This is a genomic window from Bradyrhizobium sp. SZCCHNRI1029 (assembly GCF_032487555.1).
GTDB lineage: Bacteria > Pseudomonadota > Alphaproteobacteria > Rhizobiales > Xanthobacteraceae > Bradyrhizobium.
Window position 1 is genome coordinate 536371 of the sequence record NZ_JAUEUK010000005.1, and the last position, 24785, is coordinate 561155.

General features: G+C 67.1%; 24 protein-coding genes and 1 tRNA gene. 6 read left to right on the forward strand and 19 right to left on the reverse strand.

Annotated features, from left to right (window positions below):
- The first annotated feature begins 12 nt into the window (after positions 1-12).
- The 3 genes from def to truA all read left to right on the forward strand — a co-directional run bounded on the left by def (position 13) and on the right by truA (position 2475).
- Positions 13-540: a peptide deformylase gene (gene def, locus QW861_RS17430; protein WP_315715353.1), complete on the forward strand. Its 528-nt coding sequence runs from the start codon at positions 13-15 to the stop codon at positions 538-540.
- A gap of 141 nt (positions 541-681) precedes the next feature.
- Positions 682-1617 (forward strand): methionyl-tRNA formyltransferase, encoded by a 936-nt coding sequence (gene fmt, locus QW861_RS17435; protein ID WP_315752209.1) that lies wholly within the window; start codon positions 682-684, stop codon positions 1615-1617.
- 120 nt (positions 1618-1737) lie between these two features.
- A complete protein-coding gene (gene truA / locus QW861_RS17440) occupies positions 1738-2475 on the forward strand; it encodes a tRNA pseudouridine(38-40) synthase TruA (protein ID WP_315752208.1) in 738 nt (245 codons plus the stop codon).
- A gap of 83 nt (positions 2476-2558) precedes the next feature.
- On the opposite strand, the gene dapE is transcribed toward truA, so the two are convergent.
- The 11 genes from dapE to rpmH all read right to left on the reverse strand — a co-directional run bounded on the left by dapE (position 2559) and on the right by rpmH (position 12178).
- On the reverse strand, positions 2559-3713 hold the full coding sequence (gene dapE / locus QW861_RS17445; RefSeq protein ID WP_315752207.1) for a succinyl-diaminopimelate desuccinylase: 1155 nt from the start codon (positions 3711-3713) through the stop codon (positions 2559-2561).
- Positions 3714-3730: 17 nt separating this feature from the next.
- Positions 3731-4381, reverse strand: a complete 651-nt coding sequence (locus QW861_RS17450) for a DUF805 domain-containing protein (RefSeq protein ID WP_316193319.1) — start codon at positions 4379-4381, stop codon at positions 3731-3733.
- 68 nt (positions 4382-4449) lie between these two features.
- A complete protein-coding gene (gene dapD, locus QW861_RS17455; protein ID WP_015669883.1) occupies positions 4450-5295 on the reverse strand; it encodes a 2,3,4,5-tetrahydropyridine-2,6-dicarboxylate N-succinyltransferase in 846 nt (281 codons plus the stop codon).
- 215 nt (positions 5296-5510) lie between these two features.
- Positions 5511-6203 carry a pyrimidine 5'-nucleotidase gene (locus tag QW861_RS17460; RefSeq protein WP_316193320.1) on the reverse strand — a complete coding sequence of 231 codons (693 nt, stop codon included), beginning with the start codon at positions 6201-6203 and terminating at the stop codon, positions 5511-5513.
- A 220-nt stretch (positions 6204-6423) separates the two neighbouring features.
- Complete coding sequence (locus QW861_RS17465) at positions 6424-7488, reverse strand: DUF1036 domain-containing protein (protein ID WP_315715359.1); 1065 nt, start codon at positions 7486-7488, stop codon at positions 6424-6426.
- Positions 7489-7568: 80 nt separating this feature from the next.
- Positions 7569-8465 carry an acetylglutamate kinase gene (gene argB / locus QW861_RS17470; protein ID WP_012047096.1) on the reverse strand — a complete coding sequence of 299 codons (897 nt, stop codon included), beginning with the start codon at positions 8463-8465 and terminating at the stop codon, positions 7569-7571.
- 75 nt (positions 8466-8540) lie between these two features.
- The gene (locus QW861_RS17475; protein ID WP_315752203.1) at positions 8541-8912 is read right to left on the reverse strand and encodes a DUF423 domain-containing protein; all 372 of its coding nucleotides are present in this window, start codon (positions 8910-8912) and stop codon (positions 8541-8543) included.
- Positions 8909-9568 (reverse strand): ribosome biogenesis GTP-binding protein YihA/YsxC, encoded by a 660-nt coding sequence (gene yihA, locus QW861_RS17480; RefSeq protein WP_315715361.1) that lies wholly within the window; start codon positions 9566-9568, stop codon positions 8909-8911. The genes QW861_RS17475 and yihA overlap by 4 nt, the downstream gene beginning before the upstream one ends.
- Before the next feature lie 145 nt (positions 9569-9713).
- Positions 9714-11579: a membrane protein insertase YidC gene (gene yidC / locus QW861_RS17485; RefSeq protein WP_315715362.1), complete on the reverse strand. Its 1866-nt coding sequence runs from the start codon at positions 11577-11579 to the stop codon at positions 9714-9716.
- Positions 11580-11601: 22 nt separating this feature from the next.
- Positions 11602-12012, reverse strand: coding sequence for a ribonuclease P protein component (rnpA, locus tag QW861_RS17490; RefSeq protein WP_315715363.1), 411 nt, complete (start codon positions 12010-12012; stop codon positions 11602-11604).
- Positions 12013-12043: 31 nt separating this feature from the next.
- Positions 12044-12178, reverse strand: a complete 135-nt coding sequence (gene rpmH, locus QW861_RS17495) for a 50S ribosomal protein L34 (RefSeq protein ID WP_006609582.1) — start codon at positions 12176-12178, stop codon at positions 12044-12046.
- Positions 12179-12691: 513 nt separating this feature from the next.
- Between rpmH and QW861_RS17500 the strand changes: the two genes are divergently transcribed.
- The 3 genes from QW861_RS17500 to hisC all read left to right on the forward strand — a co-directional run bounded on the left by QW861_RS17500 (position 12692) and on the right by hisC (position 15676).
- Entirely contained in the window at positions 12692-14167 is a 1476-nt protein-coding gene (locus tag QW861_RS17500) for a HAMP domain-containing sensor histidine kinase (protein WP_315715364.1), read from the forward strand.
- Positions 14168-14438: 271 nt separating this feature from the next.
- Positions 14439-14515: transfer RNA gene (locus QW861_RS17505), tRNA-Arg, on the forward strand.
- Between the two features lie 93 nt (positions 14516-14608).
- Positions 14609-15676, forward strand: coding sequence for a histidinol-phosphate transaminase (hisC, locus tag QW861_RS17510; RefSeq protein ID WP_316193321.1), 1068 nt, complete (start codon positions 14609-14611; stop codon positions 15674-15676).
- Positions 15677-15763: 87 nt separating this feature from the next.
- Here the strand turns inward: hisC and draG are convergent, their stop codons facing one another.
- The 8 genes from draG to QW861_RS17550 all read right to left on the reverse strand — a co-directional run bounded on the left by draG (position 15764) and on the right by QW861_RS17550 (position 24784).
- Positions 15764-16654 carry an ADP-ribosyl-[dinitrogen reductase] hydrolase gene (gene draG, locus QW861_RS17515; RefSeq protein ID WP_316193322.1) on the reverse strand — a complete coding sequence of 297 codons (891 nt, stop codon included), beginning with the start codon at positions 16652-16654 and terminating at the stop codon, positions 15764-15766.
- 12 nt (positions 16655-16666) lie between these two features.
- A complete protein-coding gene (locus tag QW861_RS17520) occupies positions 16667-17491 on the reverse strand; it encodes an NAD(+)--dinitrogen-reductase ADP-D-ribosyltransferase (protein ID WP_316172746.1) in 825 nt (274 codons plus the stop codon).
- Positions 17492-17555: 64 nt separating this feature from the next.
- Positions 17556-18377, reverse strand: coding sequence for a TIGR04222 domain-containing membrane protein (locus QW861_RS17525; RefSeq protein WP_316172745.1), 822 nt, complete (start codon positions 18375-18377; stop codon positions 17556-17558).
- A 2-nt stretch (positions 18378-18379) separates the two neighbouring features.
- On the reverse strand, positions 18380-18934 hold the full coding sequence (locus QW861_RS17530) for a hypothetical protein (protein WP_315752198.1): 555 nt from the start codon (positions 18932-18934) through the stop codon (positions 18380-18382).
- Positions 18935-19027: 93 nt separating this feature from the next.
- Positions 19028-20110 (reverse strand): M48 family metallopeptidase, encoded by a 1083-nt coding sequence (locus tag QW861_RS17535; RefSeq protein ID WP_316172744.1) that lies wholly within the window; start codon positions 20108-20110, stop codon positions 19028-19030.
- Positions 20111-21301: a vWA domain-containing protein gene (locus QW861_RS17540; protein ID WP_315752196.1), complete on the reverse strand. Its 1191-nt coding sequence runs from the start codon at positions 21299-21301 to the stop codon at positions 20111-20113.
- Positions 21298-23679, reverse strand: coding sequence for a DUF5682 family protein (locus tag QW861_RS17545; RefSeq protein ID WP_316172743.1), 2382 nt, complete (start codon positions 23677-23679; stop codon positions 21298-21300). Before QW861_RS17545 ends, QW861_RS17540 begins: the two co-directional genes overlap by 4 nt.
- 1 nt (position 23680) lies before the next feature.
- Positions 23681-24784 (reverse strand): AAA family ATPase, encoded by a 1104-nt coding sequence (locus tag QW861_RS17550; RefSeq protein ID WP_316172742.1) that lies wholly within the window; start codon positions 24782-24784, stop codon positions 23681-23683.
- Position 24785: the final 1 nt, after the last annotated feature.

Sequence of the window (24785 nt, forward strand, 5' to 3'; positions counted from 1 at the left end):
AAATCGCGCGCCATGTCCCTAAGAGAAATCATCATCCTGCCGGACCGGCAGTTGCGGCTGGTGTCCAAGCCGGTCGAGAAGGTCACGCCGGAGATCCGGCAGCTGGTCGACGACATGTTTCAGACCATGTACGACGCGCCGGGCATCGGGCTCGCAGCGATTCAGGTCGCGCAGCCGCTGCGCGTCATCACCATGGATCTGGCCAAGCCCGACGCGAACGGCGAAGGCAAGCGCGAGCCGCGCGTCTTCATCAATCCGGAGATCGTTGCCAAGTCGGACGAGCTGTCGGTCTACGAGGAAGGCTGCCTGTCGATCCCCGAATATTACGAGGAGGTCGAGCGGCCGGCGCGGGTGCGCGTGCGCTTCACCGATCTCGACGGGCTGGTTCGCGAGGAGGATGCCGAGGGGCTCTACGCCACCTGCATCCAGCACGAGATCGACCATCTCAACGGCGTGCTGTTCATCGACTATCTGTCGAAGCTCAAGCGCGACCGCGTGATGAAGAAGTTCGCCAAGGCCGCCAAGCGCGCCAGCGAGTAACGATCAACTCTCTCCTCCGTCATGCCCGGGCTTGACCCGGGCATCTACGTCGCGCCGCGCGTTACAGGCAGCTCGACGTGGATGACCGGGACAAGCCCGGCCATGACGCGGAGGATTCGGCAATGCAGGATCTTCCACCAGATGCCGCTTCGCCTGATCTTCATGGGCACGCCGGATTTCGCCGTGCCGACCCTGCTCGAACTCGCCGGCCACGGCCACGAGATCGCGGCGGTCTATACGCGCGCGCCCAAACCCGGCGGCCGCCGCGGCCTGGCGCTGGTGCCGACGCCGATCGAGACCGAGGCGCGCCGGCTCGGCATTCCCGTGCTCACGCCGAAGACGCTGAAGACCGAGGACGCGCTGGCTGCGTTCCGCGCCCATGAGGCCGATGCCGCCGTTGTCGTCGCCTATGGCATGATCCTGCCGCAGGCGATTCTCGATGCACCGAAACTCGGCTGCTACAACCTCCACGCCTCGTTGCTGCCACGCTGGCGCGGCGCCGCGCCGATCAACCGTGCCATCATGGCAGGGGACGCTGAAAGCGGCGTGATGGTCATGAAGATGGATGTCGGTCTCGACACCGGCGACGTCGCGATGGCCGAGCGTCTGCCCATCACTGACGCGATGACGGCGTCCGATCTGCACGATCGCCTCTCGCGGATCGGTGCCGACCTGATGGTGCGCGCGATGGCGGCGCTGGAGCGCGGCGGGCTGACGTTGACGAAGCAGGCCGAGGAGGGCGTCACCTACGCCGCCAAGATCGAGAAGGCGGAGGCGCGGATCGATTGGACGAAGCCGGCGCATGCGGTGCTGCGGCACATCCACGGCCTGTCGCCATTTCCCGGCGCCTGGAGCGAGGTCACGCTCGATGGCGAGGCGGTGCGTTTGAAGTTCCTGCGCTGCGCGCTCGCCAGCGGCGCGGGCGAGCCGGGCGCCGTGCTCGACGAGCAGCTCACCATCGCCTGCGCCGACGGCGCGATCCGCATCACCGAGCTGCAGCGCGCCGGCAAGGGCCCGATGAAGGCCGCGGATTTCCTGCGCGGCACCCCATTGAATCGCGGTGCTCGTTTTTCGTAACGCTGTCATACCCCGCGAAAGCGGGGTATCCAGTACGCCGAGACGTGCATTGTCGCGCCGAGACGTCGGCGAATACTGGATCGTCCGCCTGCGCGGGCGATGACGGCAGCAATAGACCGAATGCCCCGCTACAAGCTCACCATCGAATATGACGGCGCGCCGTTCTGCGGCTGGCAGCTGCAGGAGACCTTGCCGTCGGTGCAGGGCGCGCTCGAAGCGGCGGTGCAGGCGACCTGCGGCGTGCCCACGCGTGTGCACGGCTCAGGCCGCACCGACGCCGGCGTCCACGCTACCGGCCAGGTTGCGCATTGCGACATCGCCAAGGAGTTCCGCCCGGACAAGCTGCGCGACGCGCTCAACGCGCATCTGCGGCCGAACCCGGTCGCGGTGCTCGCCGCCGAGATCATGCCCGACACCTTCGAAGCGCGGTTCTCCGCGCGCAGGCGGCACTACCGTTACCGGATCGTCAATCGCCGCTCCAACCTCGCGCTGGAGGTCGGCCGCGTCTGGCGGGTGCCGCAGCGGCTCGATTCCGATGCAATGCATGCAGCCGCGCAGCGGCTGATCGGCAAGCACGACTTCACGACGTTCCGCGATACCGAATGCCAGGCGAAATCGCCGGAGAAGACGCTGGATCAGCTCGACGTCGTGAGGGACGGCGATGCGATCACCATCCTCACCTCCGCCCGCTCCTATCTGCATAGCCAGGTCCGCTCGATGGTCGGCTCACTGGTGTGGGTCGGGCAGGGTCGCTGGACCGCCGATGATCTCGCCGCCGCGCTCGCCGCGCGCAACCGCGCCGCCTGCGGCGTCGTCGCGCCGCCGGAAGGGCTTTACCTCGTGAAGGTCGACTACTAATTGCGGCCGCTCCACTCGATATCGCTGCCGCGGAGACGTCCTGGATTCCTTCGCTGCGTTCGCAATGATGCGCAGAGAGGGGGTCACGCGAAGTAGCGATCGAGAATGCCGCGATAGATCTTCGTCAGGGTGGCGATGTCGGCGACCGAGGCGCGCTCGTCGATCTGGTGCATGGTCTGGCCGACCAGGCCGAACTCGATCACCGGGCAATAGCTCGAGATGAAGCGCGCGTCCGACGTGCCGCCGGTGGTCGAGAGCTCCGGCTTGCGGCGCGTCACGCTCTCGATCGCAGCAACCGCGAGGTCGGTGAACGGTCCGGGCTTGGTCAGGAACACGTTGGAGTTCGACGGCAGCCAGTCGATGCGGGCGCGGATGCGATTGCCGCAGGCCTTCGTCAGCCGCTCCTCGACCAGCGCGCGCAGCGTCTCCTGCGTATGGCAGTCATTGTAGCGGATGTTGAACTTCGCCCGCGCCAGTCCGGGAATGACGTTGCTGGCGGTGTTGCCGACATCGACGGTGGTGAATTCGAGATTCGACGGCTGGAACTGCGCGCTGCCGTTGTCGAGCGGTTCGTCCGACAAGGCCACGATCAGGCGCGAGATGTCCGGCACCGGGTTGGAGGCACGGTGCGGGTAGGCGACGTGGCCCTGCTTGCCCTCGACGATCAAGGTGCCGGACTGCGAGCCGCGGCGGCCGATCTTGATGCAGTCGCCCATGACCTCTTGATTGGACGGCTCGCCGAGCACGCAATGGTCGAACCGCTCGCCGCGCTCGGCCGCCCACTTCAACAGCTTGATGGTGCCGTTGATCGAGACGTCCTCCTCGTCGCCGGTGATCAGGAACGAGATCGAGCCCTTCGGCTGTCCGCTGTGATCGCGCAGATAGTCGAGCGCAGCCGCGACGCTGCAGGCGATGCCGCCCTTCATGTCGACGGCGCCACGGCCATAGATGTAGCCGTCCTTCACCTCGCCCGAGAACGCCGGCAGGCTCCACGCCGCTTCATCGCCGGGCGGCACCACATCGGTGTGGCCGGCGAACGTGATGTGCGGCCCCTCGGTGCCGATGCGGGCATAGAGGTTGTCGATGTCGGCGGTGCCTGCTTCGGAGAACGTCACGCGATGCGTGGTAAAGCCCGCGTCCTTCAGCAGGGCCTCGAGCACGCCGAGCGCGCCGGCATCGGCCGGGGTCACGGAGGGGCAGCGGATCAGGTCGCGGGTGATGGCGAGGGCATCGGTCATGCCTTTCGCTTAACATGCTATTTTGCCGGCGGGCTAGTGCTGCCGATTGCCGCTTCCCCTAGCGGCGGGCTCGCAACGTGCGGGGTGAACTCCAGCTCCTTGTGCTGGTTCCAGGCGGGCGCGGGCGGTCTTGGCTGGCGGGAGCGTTCGCTGGATCGGACCTTCGGCAACGGGTTGGGCCCGAAGCGATTGGTCCAGGGATCGCCGGCAAGGCAGTACAATTCGATGAAGGCCCACAGCGAGAGCAGCGCACCAGCGCCGCCCACGATCGCTGGAATGACCGTCCCGGGAATGCGCTCCGCGTACTGGTTGACCAGCCCGGGCACGACGAAGAACGGAACCGTCCACCAGCCGCTCCTGTCGCGGTCATGCAGCCGCTTGATGGCGCCTGCGGCAAACACCCAGACGAACACGGGGGTGAGGATGACGTGGAAGGTGGCGGGGACGATATCGGCGCGGGTCAGGCCGCGAAAGGTGTCCGGGTCGAGGACCGCGAAGATGTCGGTCAGATTGAAGCTGAAGGCCGTCGGGCCGCCCAGCAGCCTGCTCGCGCCCGCCACCAGCGCGGCGGCAAAGACCATCCAGCAGAGCACCACCAGCAACGACAGCCAGAGCTTGGCGCGGTTGATCCGGCCGTGGAAGCGAAACAGAAACCAGGTCCAGTCCATGGACGTCCTCCGGACCGATGGCTTGGCCGGCCCGGAGATTCGTTGCTGCGGCCGCAGCCGCGGTTCAATCAGTCGCGCAACAGCTCGTTGATCGAGGTCTTGGAGCGGGTGCGCTCGTCGACGCGCTTGACGATGACGGCGCAGGCGGTGGACGGGCCGATCTGGCCGTTCTTCATCGGCTTGCCCGGCAGCGCGCCCGGCACCACGACGGCATATTCCGGCACCTCGCCGACGAAAACCTCGCCCGTCTCTCGGTCGACGATCTTGGTCGACGCGCCCAGGAAAACGCCCATCGACAGCACCGCCCCCTTGCGGACGACCACGCCCTCGGCAACCTCCGAGCGCGCGCCGATGAAGCAGTCATCCTCGATGATCACGGGGCCGGCCTGCAGCGGCTCCAGCACGCCGCCGATGCCGACGCCGCCGGAGATGTGCACGCGCTTGCCGATCTGGGCGCAGGAGCCGACCGTCGACCAGGTGTCGACCATGGTCGCCTCGTCGACATAGGCGCCGAGATTGACGAAGGACGGCATCAGCACGACGTTCCTGGCGATGAAGGCCGAGCGGCGCACGATCGCGCCGGGCACGGCGCGGAAGCCGGCGTCGCGAAAGCGGTTCTCGCCCCAGCCCTCGAACTTCGACGGCACCTTGTCCCACCACGACGCCTGGCCGGGGCCGCCGGGGATCACGCTCATGTCGTTGAGGCGGAACGACAGCAGCACGGCCTTCTTGAGCCACTGGTTGACGCTCCACTTGCCGTCAGTGCCGCGCTCAGCGACCCGGGCCTCGCCCTTGTCGAGCAGCTCGAGCGCGCTCTCCACGGCGTCGCGGACCTCGCCCTTGGTCGTGGTCGAGACGCCATCACGGGCATCGAAGGCGCTGTTGATGGTGGATTCCAGGGCGGACAGTGACATCGGTCGATCCTCGCTTGGTCCCTGGGCAGAAAGCCGGGGACGGCCGTGTACGAGCATGGTGGGCAGGGCGGCTTTTTCGGGATTTGGACCCGGAGAGTCAAGGACGCATCGGTGGCGGGGGCCGTCCGCGCGGGAGGTGCGGCTTATCATGCTCCGTCATTCCGGGTTCGATGCTTCGCATCGTCCCGGAATGACAGCTCAATGCGTGGCGGGTTTCACCCCACCAGCCGCTGCAAGAACCCGGTCAGATCGTCCGTGACATGATCGACATGCGGATCGTCGCGCCCCGCCAGCTCCCAGTCCTCGCGCACCACCTCCTTGGTGCCGTCGGGCACTACCAGCACGGTCGTCATGCCGAGGTCGTGCGGGACGACGAGATTGCGGGCGAGATCCTCGAACATCGTGGCCCTGGCAGGATCGACGTCATGGAGCTTGAGGAATTTGTCATAGGTCTCGCGCGCCGGCTTCGGCGTCAACTCGGCGGCGATGATGTCGAATACGCCGTGGAAATGCGCGGCAATGCCGAGCCGCGCCAGCACCGCGTCGACGTGGCCGACCGAGCCGTTGGTCAGGATCAGCTTGCGCCCCGGCAGCTTCTCGATCGCCGCGCCCATCGCCGGGTTCGGCTCCAGCGGCGAGTGGTCGATCTTGTGCACGTAGGCGAGGAAGTCGTCGGCGTGCACGCCATGCTCGGTCATCATGCCGCGCATCGTGGTGCCGTAGCGGCGGTAGTAGTCCTTCTGGATGCGGCGCGCCTCCTCCGCATCGACCTTGAGCCAGTTGGAGACGAACTCGCCGATCCTGGCATCGACCTGCTGCCACAGATTGACGTGATGCGGATACAGCGTGTTGTCGAGGTCGAACACCCAGGTGTCGACGTGATCGAAGGCGCGAGGGGATTTTGTCATGTGGGCGTCGGTCCATCCTGCCTTCGGTCATCATGCCCGGCTAGGGCGGCATATTCCGCTGTCGTCCCGGCGAACGCCGGGACCCATACCGCGGAAGCTATCTTGCGGCATGATGGCTGATGCCGATGGCCCAAACCTCGGCCGGTGGTTATGGATCCCGGCGTTCGCCGGGATGACAGCTGTGGGTGTGGTGGCAACGTGGGCAACATCGCTATGCCCCTCACGGCAACGCGAAGCGCAGCGTCTTGCCGCCGCGGGTGATGTCGACGGCGGTGAATCCGGTGGCGGTGAAGCCGCGGCTCGGGCAGTCGCCCTGCTCTGATGTCTCGAACTTGTTCTCGCGGGTGCAGAGTTGCACCAGCCCGCCCCAGTTCAGCGGCTTGTTCTTCAGTTTGATGGTGCGGTTCTCATCGTCGACCGCCTCGGCGAAGCTGTAGACCTTCTTCGGCTGCCCGGTGATGTCGGGATGCAGGCATTTGCCGGCATCGATGCGGTACCAGCCGCGGCTGACCACGGTGCGGCCGTCGTCGGTGCCGACCGCCGCCATGACCTTGTGCGGGGTGTCGTTGCACCAGGTCAGCCCGGTGGGTGAGGGCGTCTGCACCGCGTCCACCATGGTCGCGAAGAAATTCGGCTGCGACACAACGTCGGATGACAGCCCGCGGCTTTTCAGGAACGCCGCGAGCGCGGCTTGCGTCTTCGGCCCGTCGACGCCGTCGATCGGCGAGGCGTCATAGCCGGCGATGCCGAGCAGCCGCTGGATGCCGGCGAGCCGCGCCTGCTCGTCGTCATATTCTGCGCTCTCGGCGAGATAGGCGATCAGGGTGCCGTCGTCGGCCTTGCTCGGCGTCACCTGCGTGAACGCCGCCGGCGTCTGACCGGTGCGGCACTGGCGGGCGGCGGCGATGACGAAATTGTCCGCCGCCACGCACAGCTGATCGTTGCCGTTCTCGGCGAGCGGCGACGCGCCGTAGAGGCTGAGCGCGCGTGCATGCAGGAGAATGCGGTCGGCGGTCATCGTCCCCTGCAGCACCACGCGGCAGGTCGCCGGATCGAGCCGGAACCATCCGCGTGTCGCGGTTGCCGCCTTCTCGTCGATGCCGATTGCGGCCTCGACGACGTAGCTCATTCGGTTGCAGAGCTTGAGGTCGGCGCGGGCGGGGGTGAGGGAGGCGAACAAGGCCAGAAGGATCACAGTGAGGCTGAGCGGAGCGCGAGTCCGGGAGGGTTTGATACGCCCCGCTCTCTCCCCATCGTCATGCCCGGGCTTGACCCGGGCATCCATGTTTCTCGCTCCGAACTCGCCGAACAACGTGGATGGCCGGGACAAGCCCGGCCATGACGGCGAGAGATGGTGGTGGCTGCTCACTTGTGGATCAGCGTGCCCGTGCCCTGGTTGGTGAACAGCTCGAGCAGCACGGCATGCTGCACCTTGCCGTCCAGGATGACGACGCCCTGCACGCCCTGTTCGAGTGCGTAGATGCAGGTCTCGACCTTCGGGATCATGCCGCCGGAGATGGTGCCGTCGGCGATCAGCTTGCGTGCGTCCTTCACCGACAATTCCGGAATCAGCTTCTTCGACTTGTCGAGCACGCCGGGCACGTCGGTGAGCAGCAGGAGGCGCTTGGCCTTCAGCGCACCGGCCACGGCCCCGGCGAACGTATCGGCGTTCACGTTGAAGGTCTGGCCTTCCTTCGAGGTCGCCAGCGGTGCGAGGATCGGGATCAGCTCGTAGCCGATCAGCTGATTCAGCAGCGTCAGATCGACCTTGTCCGGCTCGCCGACGAAGCCGAGATCGACCACCTTCTCGATGTGACTGTCGGGATCGACCATGGTGCGGGTCGCCTTGACCGCGCGCACCATGTTGCCGTCCTTGCCGCACAGCCCGACGGCCTTGCCGCCGGCCTCGTTGATGTAGCCGACCAGCTGCTTGTTGATCGAGCCGGCCAGCACCATCTCGACGATCTCGATCGTCGCCGCGTCCGTGATGCGCAGGCCGGCGGCGAATTCGGAGACGATGCCGAGGCGCTTGAGCATGGTCGCGATCTGCGGGCCGCCGCCATGCACCACCACCGGATTGATCGCGGTCTGCTCCAGCAGCACGATGTCGCGCGCGAACGCTTTTGCGGTGTCCTCGTCGCCCATGGCGTGGCCGCCATATTTGATGACGATGGTTTCGTCGTCGTACTCCTGCATGTGCGGGAGCGCTTCGGACAGGATGCGGGCCTGATCGAGCGGGCTGATGGTGGTCGCGTCGGTCATGTCTGGGAGGTCTCGGCTGTCGGGGGCGTCGCGCCGCGTTCTAGCCGATTGCCGCCCGCGGCGCAAAGCGCCGGATCACGCCCGCCGCGGCCACAGCGCGCAGACCGCGAGTGCGAGCCAGCTCGCGATCTGCAAGCTACCGCCGATCGGCGCCGCGAACGGAAACAGCCGGTCGCCGGTGAACTGCCGCATCAGGAGGTCGCTGGCGAACAGGGCCGGGCCGAGCACGAAGCCGATCGCCGTGACCAGGCCGATGCGCCGATGAACCACGCCGCGCTCTGCCAGCGCGATGGTGCCGAGCAGGGCGCAGGCGTGGAACAGCAGCATGGTGGAGGCGGTCGCGAGCCGCGCTGCGTCGGGCTCGTGCGCGGCCTTGGCCGCCAGCGCGACGCCGGCGGCGCCCATCAGCCCGGCCATTGCGACCAGGATTCGCCACGGCGTCATCATGTGCTGCGCTCTTCCAGCAGCCGCACCATGGCGGCACGCAGCTCCGGCATGCCGGTGCCGGATCGTGACGACGTCGCCAGCACGTGAGGAAACGCCGCCGGATGCTTGGCGAGCGCGGCCTCGGTCTCGGCGATCCGGCTTGCGAGCTCAGCCGGCTTGATCTGGTCGGCCTTGGTCAAGACGAGCTGATAGCTGACGGCGGACCGGTCCAGCGTCTTGAGGATCTCCTGATCGACTTCCTTCAGCCCATGACGGGCATCGATCAGCACATAGACGCGGGCGAGAGAGGCGCGGCCGAGCAGGAATTTGTGGATCAGCTCGGTCCAGGACGCGACCTTGGTCTTCGCCGCGGCGGCATATCCATAGCCGGGCATGTCGACCAGCCGCAGCGGCGCATGCTCGGGCCCCTCGAAGAAGATCAGCTCCTGGGTGCGGCCCGGCGTATGCGAGGTGCGCGCCAGCGCGTTCTGGCCGGTCAGCGCGTTGATCAGGCTGGACTTGCCGACATTGGAGCGGCCGGCGAAGGCGACCTCGATCGCCCCCATCGGCGGCAGGCTTTCGATCGAGGGAGATGCATGGGTGAAGCGCCACGATTGGGCGAACAGCTTGCGGCCTTTTTCGATCAGGCGCTCGTCGGTGTCGTGGCTGGTGGTCATGACAAGGCCTCGCTCTTCGTCATGCCCGGGCTTGACCCGGGCATCCACGCCCATTGCGCGGGATATCAAAACGTGGATGGCCGGGACAAGCCCGGCCATGACGGTAGATGGTTGGTTGCTTCAGCGGCTCACGCCGCCTTACTCGTCACGCCGCTTTTTTTTTGAACGTGCCGCGGATGTTGTCGAACAGCTCCACCTTCACGCCATTGCGGCGCATGATGAAGCCCTGCTGCAGCACCGAGAGCGTGTTGTTCCAGGCCCAGTAGATCACGAGGCCGGCCGGGAAGCCCGCGAGCATGAAGGTGAAGATCAGCGGCATCCAGTTGAAGATCATCGCCTGGGTCGGATCGGGCGGCGTCGGGTTCAGCTTCATCTGGAACCACATCGTGATGCCCATGATGATCGGCCAGATGCCGAGCGCCAGGTAATGGCCGAACAGCGGCAGCTGCGTCGGATCGAACGGGATCAGGCCGAACAGCGTGAACAGATTGGTCGGATCCGGAGCCGAGAGATCCTTGATCCAGCTGATGAACGGCGCGTGCCGCATCTCGATCGTGACGAAGAGAACCTTGTAGAGCGAGAAGAACACCGGGATCTGCAGCACGACCGGGAGACAGCCGGCGACCGGGTTGATCTTCTCCTTCTTGTAGATCTCCATCATCTCCTGCTGCTGCTTCATCCGGTCGTCCGGATAGCGTTCTTTCAGCGCCTGGAGCTGCGGCTGGATCGCCTTCATCTTGGCCATCGAGGCATAGGACTTGTTGGCGAGCGGGAAGAACAGGGCCTTCACCAGCACCGTCACCAGCAGGATCGAGACGCCGAAATTGCCGAAGAAGCGGAAGAAGAAGTCGAGCGCCAGGAACATCGGCTTGGTCAGGAAGTAGAACCAGCCCCAGTCGATCAGGAGATCGAAATGGTTCAGCGCGAGCTTCTGATTGTAGCCGCCGAGGCCGCCGATCGGGAAGTTGATGCCGACCACGCCGGCCTCCTTGGCGCCGGCGAACAGCCGGGTGGAGACGCTGGCCGAGCCGCCGGCCGGCACTGTCTGCGGGGTCTCGACATAGTCGGTCTGGTAGCGATGCTGGTTGTCGACCAGCTTCGACGAATAGTTTGCCTGCAGCCGCGCATCGGTCATCGGCAACAGCGCCGCCGCCCAATATTTGTCGGTGATGCCGAGCCAGCCATTGGTGACGTCGAACTTCGCCGCCTTCTCGTCGTCCATCTTCTTGTAGGTGAACTCCTGCAGGCCCTTCTCGCCGAGATAGCCGATCAGGCCTTCGTGCAGGATGTAATAGCCCGACACGTGCGGCGTGCCGTGGCGGGAGATCAGGCCGTAGGGATACAGCGTCACCGGTGCGTTGCCGGCGTTGGTGACGTCGTCCTTGATGGTGAAGAGATAGTGATCGTCGACGCTGATGGTGCGCTGGAAAGTCAGGCCGTCGCCGTTGGTGGTGGTCAGCTTCACCGGGGTCGACGGCGTCAGCGCATTCGAGCCGTCCTGCTGCCAGACGGTGTTCTGGTCGGGCACCTGCACCTTGGCGCCGGCGGCGTTCACCCAGCCGAACTCGGCGTAATAGGGCTCGGCGGTGTTGGACGGGGAGAACAGCACGATCGCCGGCGATTTCGGATCGACCGTCTCGCGGTACTGCACGAAGGCCAGGTCGTCGATGCGTGCGCCCTTGAGTGAGATGCTGCCGGTCAGCCGCGGTGTGTCGATCTTGACGCGCGGCGTGGCGGCGATGGCGGTGTCGCGCGGCATCACGCCGGTGCTGGTCACGGCGCCGCCCGGCGCGCTCGGGCTGCCGGTCGCGGCCGCGCCCGGCTGCGGGGTGGCCGACGGCGCGGCGCTGTCAGGCTGCGTTGCCGGCGCCTGCTTCTTGGCGAGCTCGGCCTGCATCTGGGCCTGCGCGCGCTGCTTCTCCATCTGCGGTCCGTTGTAGAAGACCTGCCAAAGGATCAGCACGAGGCCGGACAGAATGACGGCGAGGATGGTGTTGCGATTGTCGGTCATCGTTTTCTTATCGTCTCGTCGTTCAATCCGGTTTGCGGGAATGCGCGTCCGGTGCGGGAGCGTTTGGCTTGTCCGCATCCGACGGCTTGCGCGGCTGCGGCTTGGCCTGCGGCCGGTCGAGGCGGCGGAGCGTCGCCTGGAGATCGGCGAGCATGGTCTGGAAGTCGCGTGACAGGGCATCCCGCCGGCCGACCAGCACGTAGTCAGTGTGCGGCCGCATCGACAGGGGATCGAGCCGTTTCACAAGCTCGCGCAGCCGCCGACGGATGCGATTACGCTCCGTGGCGGTGCCATTCTTCTTGGTGACGGTAAAGCCGATCCGGACCGGGCCCCGGTCCGGCCGTTCCCGGCGCTGGACGACGAAGGCAGGGCTGTTCGCCCGCACGCCATCGGCAACGGCGAGGAAGTCCGCCCGCTGCCGTAGCCGATCCATGATGGAAATCTCCGGGACAGACGCCCTGGCTTCAGGCGCTGAGACGCTTGCGGCCCCGGGCGCGACGCGCGGCAAGGACCTTGCGGCCGCCGGTGGTGGCGAGACGGGCGCGGAAGCCGTGACGGCGCTTGCGCACCAGTTTGCTGGGTTGATAAGTCCGCTTCACGGGTCGTTCTCCGCTGACGGGCAATTTGCCAGTTGACAACTTGCCTGCTTGAAATGTCGATTGATGTCCGGTGATGTTTACGGGCCCGAAATGGACCGCTGCCGGCCCTGAAATCGAGCCGCTCCCGGGCGAGCCGGGTCATCGCGGACGGTTGGCGCGGCTTATAAGGGAGCGTCCTGCCTTCGTCAATCGCGGCAAGACGTCATAGGCGGTGCAGGGATCGACGACGCCGAGATCTCGTCAAGACCTTCGTCACCAGCCGTGGGTCAGCGTCGCGAACGACACGAGGCAGGACGAGAACGCAAGTCCCTGCGCACAAGACCCTGCGCACATGACGAAGGCAAGAATGGCTTCGGCGCGGCGGGGTTGAAGACGTCAGAGATCGTGCAGTTTCGGGTTCCATTATGAACGATTTGGAAACCGGAACATGAGCGATCCGTAATTTGACCGGACTCCGGTGCAGTCCCATCTTGCGGTCCCGTAAGGGTGGGGTGTCTCTTACAAGGGCGATACGTGACCGAGAGCGACAACCAGCCAATCCTGGAGCGCCTGCGACCGAAACGGTCGCGGCGGCTCGGCTTGTCTGGAAAGCTGCTGCTGTTGACCATTCCGCTGGTGATGATCGCGGAGGTGCTGATCTACGTGCCGGCGATCGCCAATTTCTGGACCAACCGGCTCAACGACCGCCTGGCGGCCGCAAATACCGCTGCCCTGGTGCTCGACGCCGCACCGTCCGGCATGGTGCCGGATTCGCTGGCGCGGCAGATCCTCACCTCCATCAACGCGCGCGGCGTCGCCATCAAGATGGGCCAGCAGCGCCGTCTGCTCGCGAGCGCCGACCTGCCCGCCTCGATCGACCACGACTTCGACATGCGCGACATGACGGCGTGGTCGTCGATCGTGAACTCGCTGACGATGATGACGGAGACCGGCGACCACACCATGCGGGTGATCGGACCGGCGCCCGGCCGAGCCCAGTTCATCGAGGTCGTCACCGACGAGAAGCCGCTGCGCAAGGCGATGTACCGGTTCTCGCGCAACCTGCTCGGCGTTTCGCTGCTGCTGGCGGTGCTGACCGCGGCGCTGGTCTATCTCGCCCTGCATTTCCTGTTCGTGCGGCCGATGCGGCGTCTCACCGCGAGCCTCGTCGGCTTCCACGAAAATCCGGAGAGCGTGGCGCGAATCATCGTGCCGAGCCAGCGTTCCGACGAGATCGGCGTCGCCGAGCGCGAGCTCGCCGACATGCAGCGCGACCTCGTCTCGATGCTGCATCAGAAGAGCCGGCTCGCCGCGCTCGGCCTCGCCGTGTCCAAGATCAACCACGATCTGCGCAACCTCTTGGCCTCGTCGCAGCTGCTGTCGGACCAGCTCGCCAGCGTGCCGGATCCGCGAGTGCAGCGCTTCGCGCCGAAGCTGATGCGCTCGCTGGAGCGCGCCATCGCGTTCTGCCAGTCGACGCTGTCCTACGGCAAGGTCCAGGAGCCGGCGCCGGACCGCCGCATGGTGGTGGTCGAGCCCGTCGTCGCCGAGGTGCGAGAGACCGCCGGCCTGTCGCCGGATGCATCGATCACCTGGATCGCGGCGATCGAGCGCGGGCTGAAGATCGATGCCGACCCCGACCAGCTGTTCCGCGTGCTGCTCAACCTGGTGCGCAATGCCGCCCAGGCCCTGGACAGCCTCGCGGCGGACGCCGGCGTGCGCCAGATCCGCATCACCGGCCGCCGCGAAGGCGGGGTGGCGATCCTGGAGGTCTCGGACACGGGTCCCGGTGTCCCGGCGAAGGTGCGGGAGCACCTGTTCGAGGCCTTCCGCGGTGCCGGTCGTCCGGGCGGCTCGGGGCTGGGCCTTGCGATTGCGGCCGAATTGGTCCGGGCCCATGATGGCGACATCCAACTGGTCGAAGGGACCCTGGGGGCGACCTTCCGAATCACGATCCCTGACCGTCCTGTCGAGTTGCAGACCTTCTGGACCGAGCGCGCCAGCGCCTGAACCCGACCGGCCTCATCCGCCATTCCCCCGGGCGACGCCGCAGGCGTTGAGCGCGGAACTCCTGGCGTGTCGGAACGAAGCCCATCCGCTCCGGCCATGCCGAACCGCGCCGGCGCGTCTGCGGAAAAATGGTCGCAAAATGTCCCGCTCCAGCCTTGCCAAGCGGTCTCCGAGCCGTTAGTCAGGGGCCCTTCGCGAGGCCTGCCGGCGTTTGCCGCTCCGGCCTTCCGGGATCCGGCCCCTGGCCCGGAGCCTGCCAAATGCGAAAAACGCGCCCGTAGCTCAGCTGGATAGAGCATCAGACTACGAATCTGAGGGTCGGACGTTCGAATCGTTCCGGGCGCGCCATTTGCCGATGATCCACACCACGTTCAGTTCGCACGTCCATCGCTTCCGATCGATGCGTCGATCGGCGGATCTCGGGTGCGCAGGAGAACAATCTTGAGTCGCTTCTGGTCCGAGCTCGTTCATCGGCTGTCGCCCTATGTGCCCGGCGAGCAGCCGCAGATCCCGGGCCTGGTCAAGCTCAACACCAATGAGAGTCCGTTCGGGCCCTCGCCGAAGGCGATCGGGGCCATACGGGCCGCCGCGGCCGACACCTTGCGCCTCTATCCCGATCCCCAGGCAACGCGGCTGCGCGAGGCCCTCGCGGCCTATCACAAGGTCTCACCCGAGCAGGTGTTCGTCGGCAACGGTTCGGATGAGGTGCTGGCGCATGCCTTCGCGGCGCTCCTGAAGCAGCCGGCGCCGCTTCTGTTCCCTGACGTGACCTACAGCTTCTATCCGGTCTACTGCCGGCTGCTCGGAATCGACTACGCGACCGTTTCGCTCGATGCCGAGATGCGCGTGCGTATCGACGATTATGTCGGCCGTCCCGGCCCGGTGATCATCGCCAATCCGAACGCACCGACCGGAATTGCGCTGTCGCGTGCCGAGATCGCACTGCTGGTTGCTGCCCGCAGCGACGCGGCCGTCGTCATCGACGAGGCCTATGTCGATTTCGGCGCCGAGACCGCGATCCCCTTGATCTCCGAGCATCCCAACCTGCTGGTGGTGCAGACGATGTCGAAATCGCGCGCGCTCGCAGGACTCCGCGTCGGCTACGCGATCGGCGACGCCGCGCTGATCGAAGGCCTGACGCGGGTCAAGGACAGCTTCAACTCCTACCCGCTCGGCCGCCCCGCCCAGGCCGGCGCGATCGCCTCGATCGAGGACGACGCCCATTTCCAGCAGGCGCGCTCGGTCATCATGAAGAACCGCGCGGACCTCACCGCCGCGCTGGTTCGTCTCGGCTTCGAGGTGCTGCCGTCCAGCGCCAATTTCGTCTTCGCCCGGCATCCGGACCATTCCGGCCAGGCGCTGTCCGCAGCGTTGCGCCAGCGCGCCGTGCTCGTCCGCCATTTCACCGCCCCGCGGATCGCGGACTATCTGCGTATCACCATCGGCTCGGAGACGGAGCTCGCGCGGCTGACGGACGCGCTGCGCGAGATGTTGGCGCAGAATGGTTGAGGGCCGTGGCTGAGACGACGATCGGTCGGAGCCGATCCGCCACGGCCGGCACACTTTGCGACGTCTGGATGCCATTGCTCCAAGACATCAGGCCCGAATCGCGCGCGCAATCGCCAGTAGCCGCGGCACCTGCACCTCAATGTCCGCCGCCACGTCGCGGTCGAGCCTGTCGCGCCAGCGCGCAGGAATCGCCGCCAGCCCATAGGTGGCGCCGGCCAGCATGCCCGCGAGCGCACCCGTCGTGTCGGCATCGCCGCCCTGGTTGACGGTCTGCACAAGGCATTCGGTGAACGAGTTGGCGGCAAGATAGTGGTGCAGCACGGTCTGCATGGTGTCGACGACGAAGGCCGAGCTCCGCCCCGGATAGGGGACGAAGCTGAAGGCGCGGTGCTTGCCGATCAGAGCATCGGCTTCGCGGCGGACGGCGTCCTGGCCCTCCCCCAGCAGCAAGGCGTGAGTCATGCGCACCAGCGCGATGCAGGCGCCGTCCGACAGCGGATGATGGTGCGTGGCGCGTGCCTGCGCCAGCGTCCAGGTTTCGGCGTTGTCCGGTGCCTCGAGCGTCGCGAGCGCCACCGGCAGCACGCGCATCGCCGCGCCATTGCCGGCGTCGCCTTCGGCGTAGACGCCTTCGACCGTGCCGTGCATGACGTAGCGGCGGATGCCGCGGCGGCAGGTGTTGCCGACATCGGCCGGCCCGGTCCGGAGCCAGGCGGCAAACTCCTCGCAGACGTCGCGCGCGTCGAAGCCGCGCTTGCGGATCAGCGAGCGTCCCAGCGCCAGCGACATCTCGGTGTCGTCGGTGACCTCCCCCGGCCTGAGCTTGAGCCAGCCGCCGCCGATGATGTCGCGATGCACGCCGTATTGCGCGACGATCTCGCCTCGGGTCATGAACTCGACGGTGGCGCCGAGCGCGTCGCCGATGGCAAAGCCGAGATAGGCCGCGAGCGCGCGTTCCTCGACATCGGGTGCGGTCATGCTGCGATCCGCTCATACATAGTCGACGCTCACGCGGTAGTCGCCGCCGATCACGAGGTATTCGCCTTCGCCCTTCAGCGCATGTGACGACAGCAGGCCGTTGAAGAACACGATCTTGCTGACGGGAATCCGCGCGGTGAGGATCATGTCGCCGAAGCAGCCCGCAGTGTCGCGGTCGGAGGAGAACGAGACGAGGTTGTTGAGCCGGACCACCGCCTCGCGCCGCGTTGTTCGCGCCACGATCCAATGCTCGTCGAACGAATTGACGCCGCGATGCAGCGTCAGATGCGTCTCGCCTGGAAAGGCGAAGCGGCGGATCGCCCATTGGCAGAATTCGAACAGCAGATCGAGCTGCACCCAGATCGCATTGTTGTGGAAGCGGCTCGACATCTTCTCCTGGACATAGGTCGTCCAGGCCCGGCTTGCCACGCGTTCGATGATCTCCTTGTGGTAGGACGGACCGAGGCCGAACCGGCTCTCGACCCAGCCCTTGAGCACGGCGCCTTCCGGGCCGTTGCTGTCGAAGCCCCAGCCCTGGATCAGCCGCAGGAAGGACGAGCGGAAACGCCGCTGGCCGCCGGACGTCGCGGCGCGTTGCTCGGGATCGAGGCCGAACATCGCCATCATGTAGGCCGAGAAGGCCTGGCCGGCCTCGTTGAGATGCTCCGCCTGCGCGAGCATCGTGAACAGGCTGGGGTTCATCTCGGTGACGCCCCAGATGTGCAGCGGCGCCGCGCTGTCGTTGAAGGCGCAGCTCGCCAGCCATTCCGAGGGACGTCCCACGAGATTGGTCGAATGGCCGATGCCGCGCCGTGCTTCGTCGTTCATGACGCGCATGATGCCGCGTCGGATGCGAACAGGAAAGTCTACGGCGGTGACACCGGCGAAGAGCGATTGATTGTCAGCTGCAACCGCCGCAGCCGCCTCCACCACCACCTCCGCAACCGCCACCGCCGCAACCACCGCCACTGCTGCTCAGCGCCTTGGATGTTGCCAGCACCGAAGCGTAGGCGGTGCCGGACAGCACCGCCGCGCCGGTCAGTGCGACGGCCAGTAGCAATTCATGCTCGCGCGGGGCGCGGGCTGCGCGCGCATGCGTCGCCTGATAGCTCCGCAGCACCTCGTTGCCGGCGTATGTGCGGGAGGGCGCCTTTGCGATCATCGCCGCGCCCAGCGCCGTAAGACCGAGTAGTAGTATTAGAAAGCCTACGTCGTGTTGCCGCGAAGCGCCGACGAGGACCTTGATCAGTCCGAACAGGATGAGCGCGCCGACGAATGGCAACACGGCCTTGCGGAATGCCACCATCTGGCTGTCGGTCGGTGCATAGCCGAGAGCCTCCAGCCGCGCCTGAATGCGCGCCGTAAGTGGCGCAAGCGCCTGCTGGAATTCCTGCCGTGTCATCTCCGGGCGGAATGCAAGCCGCGGCGGACGGTCCATCAGCGCCGCCAGCGACGTCTGATCAGTCACTGTTATCTTGTGATCGCGGGCGGTGAAGGTTGCTGCGCCGTTCGCAGCGAAGCCGAGCAGCACGGTATCGCCGAAACGTGGCGCGCCGCCGGCGAGATAGGCCAGCTCGAGCTCGTTTAAAGGCGGCTGGGGCTTGGCCGCGGCCGGGCCGATCGTTCCGCGTAGGGCGAAGGCCTTGAGGAAAATGATGGCGCCGAGAACGATGTAGACGAGTAGGAATGGGCCGGCCGTCCAGTCGAACGGATTGAGCGCCATATTCATCTCCTGAACAGCCGCCGCAGCCATGCGCGTGGCCGGGGCAGAATGAGCCAATGGGTGAGGTCGGTGACGTGATAGCGCGGGCCGGCGAAACGGATGTGTGTCGCAGGCCACAGATCGGGGCTGGGCGGACCGAAGAAGCGTTCATGCAGTGCCAGCGTCTCGGCATATTGCCGGCGGTAGGTCATCTGCGCCTGCGGTCCGCCGGGCGTCGGATCATGATGCAGCGGGGCCTGGAGCCGTTCGCCGCACCAGATCACCCAATAGTCGCGCGAATAGATCAGATGCTGGTGCCAGACCTCGTCAACCACCTCGCTGGGCGTCACCGGCGTGGGCGAAACCATCGCGAGAAAGCAGAAGCGGCGATAGGCCTCGATCGCGGCCCGGGCCTCATCGAGGCTCCAGCCATGGTCGCGCGCCAACCGCTGGGTGAAGTTGAACGGCGTATCCGGCTCGAAATCATGCGCGGCAATGCGCTGCCATAAGTCCTGTCGCGCAGGTGCCCAGTCCGGCTCGTCGGCCTGGACATCGACCTTGACCTGCGCGCGTCGCACCGAAGGCTCCCGGAGATCGTGCACGGCAGCACCTTAGCATAGATGCGCGCCGAGTTCCACGGGGGCAGGCGTCGCCGGCAGGCATGCTGAATATCAGCCTCCAAGACGGACCCGGATCTGTGCCAATTTGCGCCACTCGGCATCGAGCCCGGCCGACAGGTTGGGCGCGGCATGCGGTGAGAGCAGTCGCTCGATGGCCGGAGCCTCGATCGCATCGACCGCGGGGAGCGTGGCATAGCCGAGATTGGCAAGGCTCGCACGGAGCGGCGGGTGGGTCGAGTTCGGGTCCTCCATGGACTCCTCCTCGATCGTCTTGGCCGCAGCAGCGGTGAGCGCATCATGGTCGCGGATGTCGACGAGATGGGTCGACATGCGCTGCAGCGGCGTCGCCGGCAGGCTGATGGCGCCGAGCATGTCGGTCTCCAAGGGAGAGAACACCAGCTCGCGCAGTCGCGCCACGCCACCGGCGATCAGCACGAGCGATCGCGCCATCTCGGATGGTCCCAAAAGCGCGGCCGCGCGCCGGTCGGCGGCCAGCTCATTCTGACGTGAGAGTGCGAGATACTCCCTGTTGACCCATCCAAGCACGGCACGCAGCAGCCGTGCTGCAATCCGGCCGGTGATGGTGCGATCGGGGTTCGCATAATGCAGAACGTTCTCGCAGGCGCGCAGAAAGTCGAACAGATTGCCGGCCCCGGTGATGTGACGCAGCTCGGCATGGGCAACCTCGTGGGCGATGGTGGCGCGGATGGCCCGCTCGTCGAGGATCATCAGCAGCGGCAGTCCGACGGTCATCGTGACGTGCTGGCGGAAGATGCCGGCATAGCCGCGCGCTTCGCTGATCGACGCATTGAACTCGGCGTCGAACCGCAGCGTGCGCGCCGGCTTGGCGAAGGCTGGATCGAGCTCCTGCCAGATCCGCCAGAGCGCGGGCGCCATTGCTTCGTCCAGGACGTTGCTCCGCTCGCGCCGGGCCGGCACGAAAAGAATTCCGAGCGCCAGCGCGACGGCGGCCGCGACCACGCAGAACATGATGGGGGCGGTGATGAGCGCAACTCTCGTGTAGTCGTCCAGCGCGATCAGCCAGATGAACAGCAATCCGGCGGCCAGCGCGACGACCGGCAGAACAGCGTAGCGCCCGAGCAGCAGGATGCATGACAGAACGAGACGCTTCATTCACACGCCCGGTACGCCGTCCTCGGGCCGCACCAGCTTGATGTCCTGTGCTGCGGCCCACGACCAGATGTCCTGGCGCTTCAGCGCGGTTGCCATCAACTCCGGAAACTGATGCGGCGTGCAGGCGAACACCGGACAGCCGAGCGCGGCCAGGATCGCGGCGTGCTTGGCGTCGTAGGCCGGGCGGCCATCGTCGTTGAGCGCGAGCAGCACGATCAGGTTGACGCCCGACGAGACCAGCGCCTTGGCGCGGGCCAGCATCTGCTCGGCGATGCCGCCCTCGATGAGGTCGCTGATCAGCACCATGTGCGTGCGCGCCGGCTCGCGCACCAGGCGCTCGCAATAGGCCAGCGCCTGGTTGATGTCGGTGCCGCCGCCGAGCTGCACCGAGAACAGCACCTCGACCGGATCGGCCAGCTCCTCGGTGAGGTCGATGATGTTGGTGTCGAACACCACGAGCTTCATCGCGATCGCCGGGATCGAGGCCAGCACCGCGGCGAAGATCGAGGAGTAGACGACGGAGGTGCCCATCGAGCCCGACTGGTCGACGCACAGGATCACCTCCTCCAGATTGGTCCGGCGCGCGGCGCGCGCGTGCCCGATCAACGTCTCCGGCACGATGGTGCGATGCTCGGCCTGCCAGTGGCGCAGGTTCTTGCCGATCGTGCGCGGCCAGTCGATGTCGCCGGCGCGCGGTCGGCGGGTGCGGCGGCGGCGGTCGACCGCACCGCGGATCGTCTCGGTGGTGCGGGCATCGAGCTTTTCCATCAGCTCCTTGACGACCTTGGCGACGACTTGGCGCGCCGTCGACTTGGTCTTCTCCGGCATCACCGAGCGCAGCGCCATGAGGTCGGCGACGAGATGCACGTCGGCTTCGAGGGCTGCGAGAAACTCAGGCTGCAGCAGCATCTCCTTCAGGCCGAGCCGCTCGAACGCGTCCTTCTGGATCACCTGCACGACCGGTGCCGGAAAGAACTCCCTGATGTCGCCGAGCCAGCTCGCGACGCGCGGCGCCGAGCCGCCGAGACCGCCGCGTCGGCCGCCGCCGCGCTTGCCGCCGGAGCCGGCGTCATAGAGTCCGGCCAGTGCCGCATCGAGGCGCCGATCGCGATCGGACAGGCCGGCCTGGTCGTCGCCGCCAAGCACGAGGCGCCAGCGGCGGTTGCGCTCGGCATCAGCGTCGTCGCTCATCGATTGGCCTCCTTGATCGGCCGGTCGGCGCCGAGGATGGTCAGCAGCAAGGGCAGGGCCGCGTCGAAGCCGGCGGCGGTGGCCGGCAGCGGCGCGGGCGGCAGCAGCGGGCTGGCGTCGGAGGTGGAGCCGACGGCCAGCGGCCGCTGCCTGGCCAGTTCGTCCAGCAGGCGCCGCCGCTCGTTGCGGTCGAAGCTCGCGAAGGCACGGCGCATCACCGGCAGCAGGTTGTTGAACGCCTCGTCGTCGATCGCAGCCAGCCAGCCGTCGATGATCCGGCGCAGCATCTGGTCGTGCAGCAGCACCTGGCCGCTCCGGCCGAGAAACCCGTCGAGCCAGTCGCCGGCCTCCAGCGTCGGCACGCTGTGGGACAGCGCGCGCGACAGTGCCAGCGCGGTCTGCTCCGGTGACACGATGCCCTGATCGTACAGCACGCGGTTCGCCAGGCCCTTCAACAGCGGATGCGCCGCCGCATCGGCGGCGACGTGCAACAGCGCGCGGCTCCAGCCGTCGCGCAGGCCGCGATCCTCGATCAGTCCGATCGCGACGTCGAGCCGCGCCAGCCTGCCGCGGAGATCGGCGGCGACGTCGGCCTGCAGGCTGCGGCAGGCATAGACGAGGCCGGCACAGATCGCCTCGACGAGGCTGGTCACCAGCAGGCGCAGCGCCTCGGTCGGCAGCGCCCGTGCGGTGCCGTAGCGCAGGATTTCGGCGAGCGGCGGCACGGCCTCGGTGAGATCGGCAACATCGCTTGTCGCGGCCGAGCGCTGCTGCAGCAGCGCGATCGTCGTCTCGGCCGCCTCGCTCAGACCCGCTTCGAGACAGCCGCGCACGATGGCCGCGACGGTGTTCAACGAGGTCGCCGCCTGTGCGTTGGTGACGGCGGCATTGTCCGCAGCCTGCGCGACGGTGGTGCCGTGCACCAGCGCCTCGACGAGACGCACTGAGAATTCCGGCTCCCAGCGCAGGCGCCAGTTCTCGCGAAAGGTGCCGCGGCTCTGTCCCGATCCCTGCAACCGTCCCCACGGCACCTGGATCAGGCCCAGCCGGTGCAGGAGCTGCGACTTGGCAAGCCCGGCCTCGCTGCGCAGGTCGAGCGCGATGTCGGTGTCGAGCGCCTCGGGCTTCAGCTTCAGCTTGCGCTGCCAGCGCGCGAGATCGGCGGCGAGCGGCATCTGCGGCACGCTGTCGTCGATCTCGCCGACACGTTGCCCGATGATGAGCTGCTGCTCGATCAGGCGGAACGGCGCCGTCTCGCCCTCGCAGAGCGTCGCAAGGCTCGCCTCGCGCATCTCGGCCAATCCCGGCAAAGCGACGTCGCGCAACGCGGCCAGCGTGATCGCGAGCCGGGACGCCTCGATGACAGATGCCGTCGATGCCGGCCGCCCGTTCCGCCGCAGCAGCTCCGCGACACGGGCCTGCCAGCGGGTCGTGAAGCCGGTGGCGTCGAGCGCGGCGGCCTGGCCGTGCTGCAGTCCCTGCCACAGATGCGCGTACCAGCCCGGCGAAATTACGCCGGCGCCATAGCCGGACGCGGCGGCGAGGCGCGTCTCCGTCCACGGCACCCAGGTGGCGGTGACCTTGACCTGCGGCAGCCCCTTCAGCAGCGCGCGATCGTCCTTCAGCGCCACTTTCCGCCGCAGCGCCGGCACGTGCCAGGCGCCGCAGATGACGGCGACGGCCCCGTCCTGCTCGCCGAGCGCCGCCGCGATTTCCAAGCGCATATGCGCTTCGCGGCGCAGCTCGCGCTGGGCTTCATCGGCAGGCTGGTAGGGCAGCGGATCGATCTTCTCGCGCAACGCCGCGATCGCGGCTTCCAGCGCGGCAAAGATCTCCGGCCCATGCGCCCCCTGTTCGACGATCGCATTCCACCAGGACTCGCTGTCGTCATAGCCGGCAAGGGTGGCGAGATAGGCCAGCGGATCGCGCCGGATCTGCGCCAGCTCAGGATCGACCGTGTCCGGCTCATCTGGCGCAGGCGCATCGGCGTCCTCCGGCGCGGCCTCGCTTTCATTGCCCTCCGGCTGCTTCGGCTTGGCCCGTTCGGCGAGGCGGTAGGACGCCGGCAGGTCGATGAAGCGGACCGGCCGTCCCCTCGCCAGCGCCCAGCGGATCGCCTGCCATTCGGGCGAGAACAGCGCGAACGGAAAGAAGCTCGCATTGGCGGCATCGTCCTGGGCGTGGACCAGCAGCGCGATCGGCGGCACCATCGACGGCAAGCCGGCGAACGCGATCAGCTCATCGGCATCCGGCGGCCCTTCGATCAGCACCACGGCCGGATCGGCCGCGTCGAGCGCTGATAGCACGGCGCGCGCCGATCCCGGCCCGTGATGCCGGATGCCGAGCAGATGCAGGCGATCGGGCTGCGGCGCGGCCATGTCAGATCACGTCGCGGATCGCGCCGTACAGATCGGCCCACGGCTTGCGCTCGCGCACCACCGTTTCGAGATATTCCTGCAGCACGACCTTGTCCTGCACCGGATCCTTGACGATGGCGCCGACGAGGTTCGCCGCCATGCTCTGCGCATCGATCACGCCGGAGCCGAAATGGCCGGCTTCCGCCCAGGCGCCGATGGTCACCGCGATGGCTTCCGCCGTCGACAGCGAGCCCGACGGCGACTTCAGCTTGAGCCGGCCGTCGAGCGTCTGGCCGTCGCGCAGCTCGCGGAACACCGTGACGATGCGCATGATCTCCTGGTCGGCCGGCGCGATCTTCGGCAGCTCGAGACCGCCGCCGATTTCGCCGACGCGCTTGGTGACGATCTTCACCTCCTCATCGAGGTCGGCCGGCAGCGGCAGCACCACGACGTTGAAGCGCCGCTTCAGCGCCGAGGACAATTCGTTGACGCCCTTGTCGCGCGCATTCGCCGTCGCGATCATGTTGAAGCCGCGCCGGGCGTGAACGGCGTCGTTGATCTCCGCGATCGGCATCAGCTTCTCCGACAGCACCGTGATCAGCGTGTCCTGCACGTCCGACGGCATGCGGGTCAGCTCCTCGAAGCGTACGATCCGCCCTGCTTCCATCGCGCGCATCAAGGGCGTCGCCACCATGGCCTCGCGCGAGGGGCCCTTGGCGAGCAGCAGCGCGTAGTTCCAGCCGTAGCGGATCTGGTTCTCGTCGGTGCCGGCCGTGCATTGCACGATCAGCTCGGACGAGCCGGAGATCGCGGCGGCGAGATGTTCGGAGACCCACGACTTCGCCGTGCCGGGCACGCCGAGGATCAACAGCGCGCGGTCGGTCGCGAGCGTCGCCACCGCGGTCTCGATCAGCCGGCGGTTGCCGATATATTTCGGCGTGATCTCGACACCCGATTTGGTGCGGCCGCCCATCAGATAGGTCACGACCGCCTGCGGCGACAGCCGCCATTGCGCCGGCCGCGCCCGCGTGTCCTCCTGCGCCAGCGCCTCGAGCTCGTGGGCATGCAATGCTTCCGCGGAGCGGCGCAACTGGCCGTCGCTTGGGCTCGCATCAGCGTTTGTCATG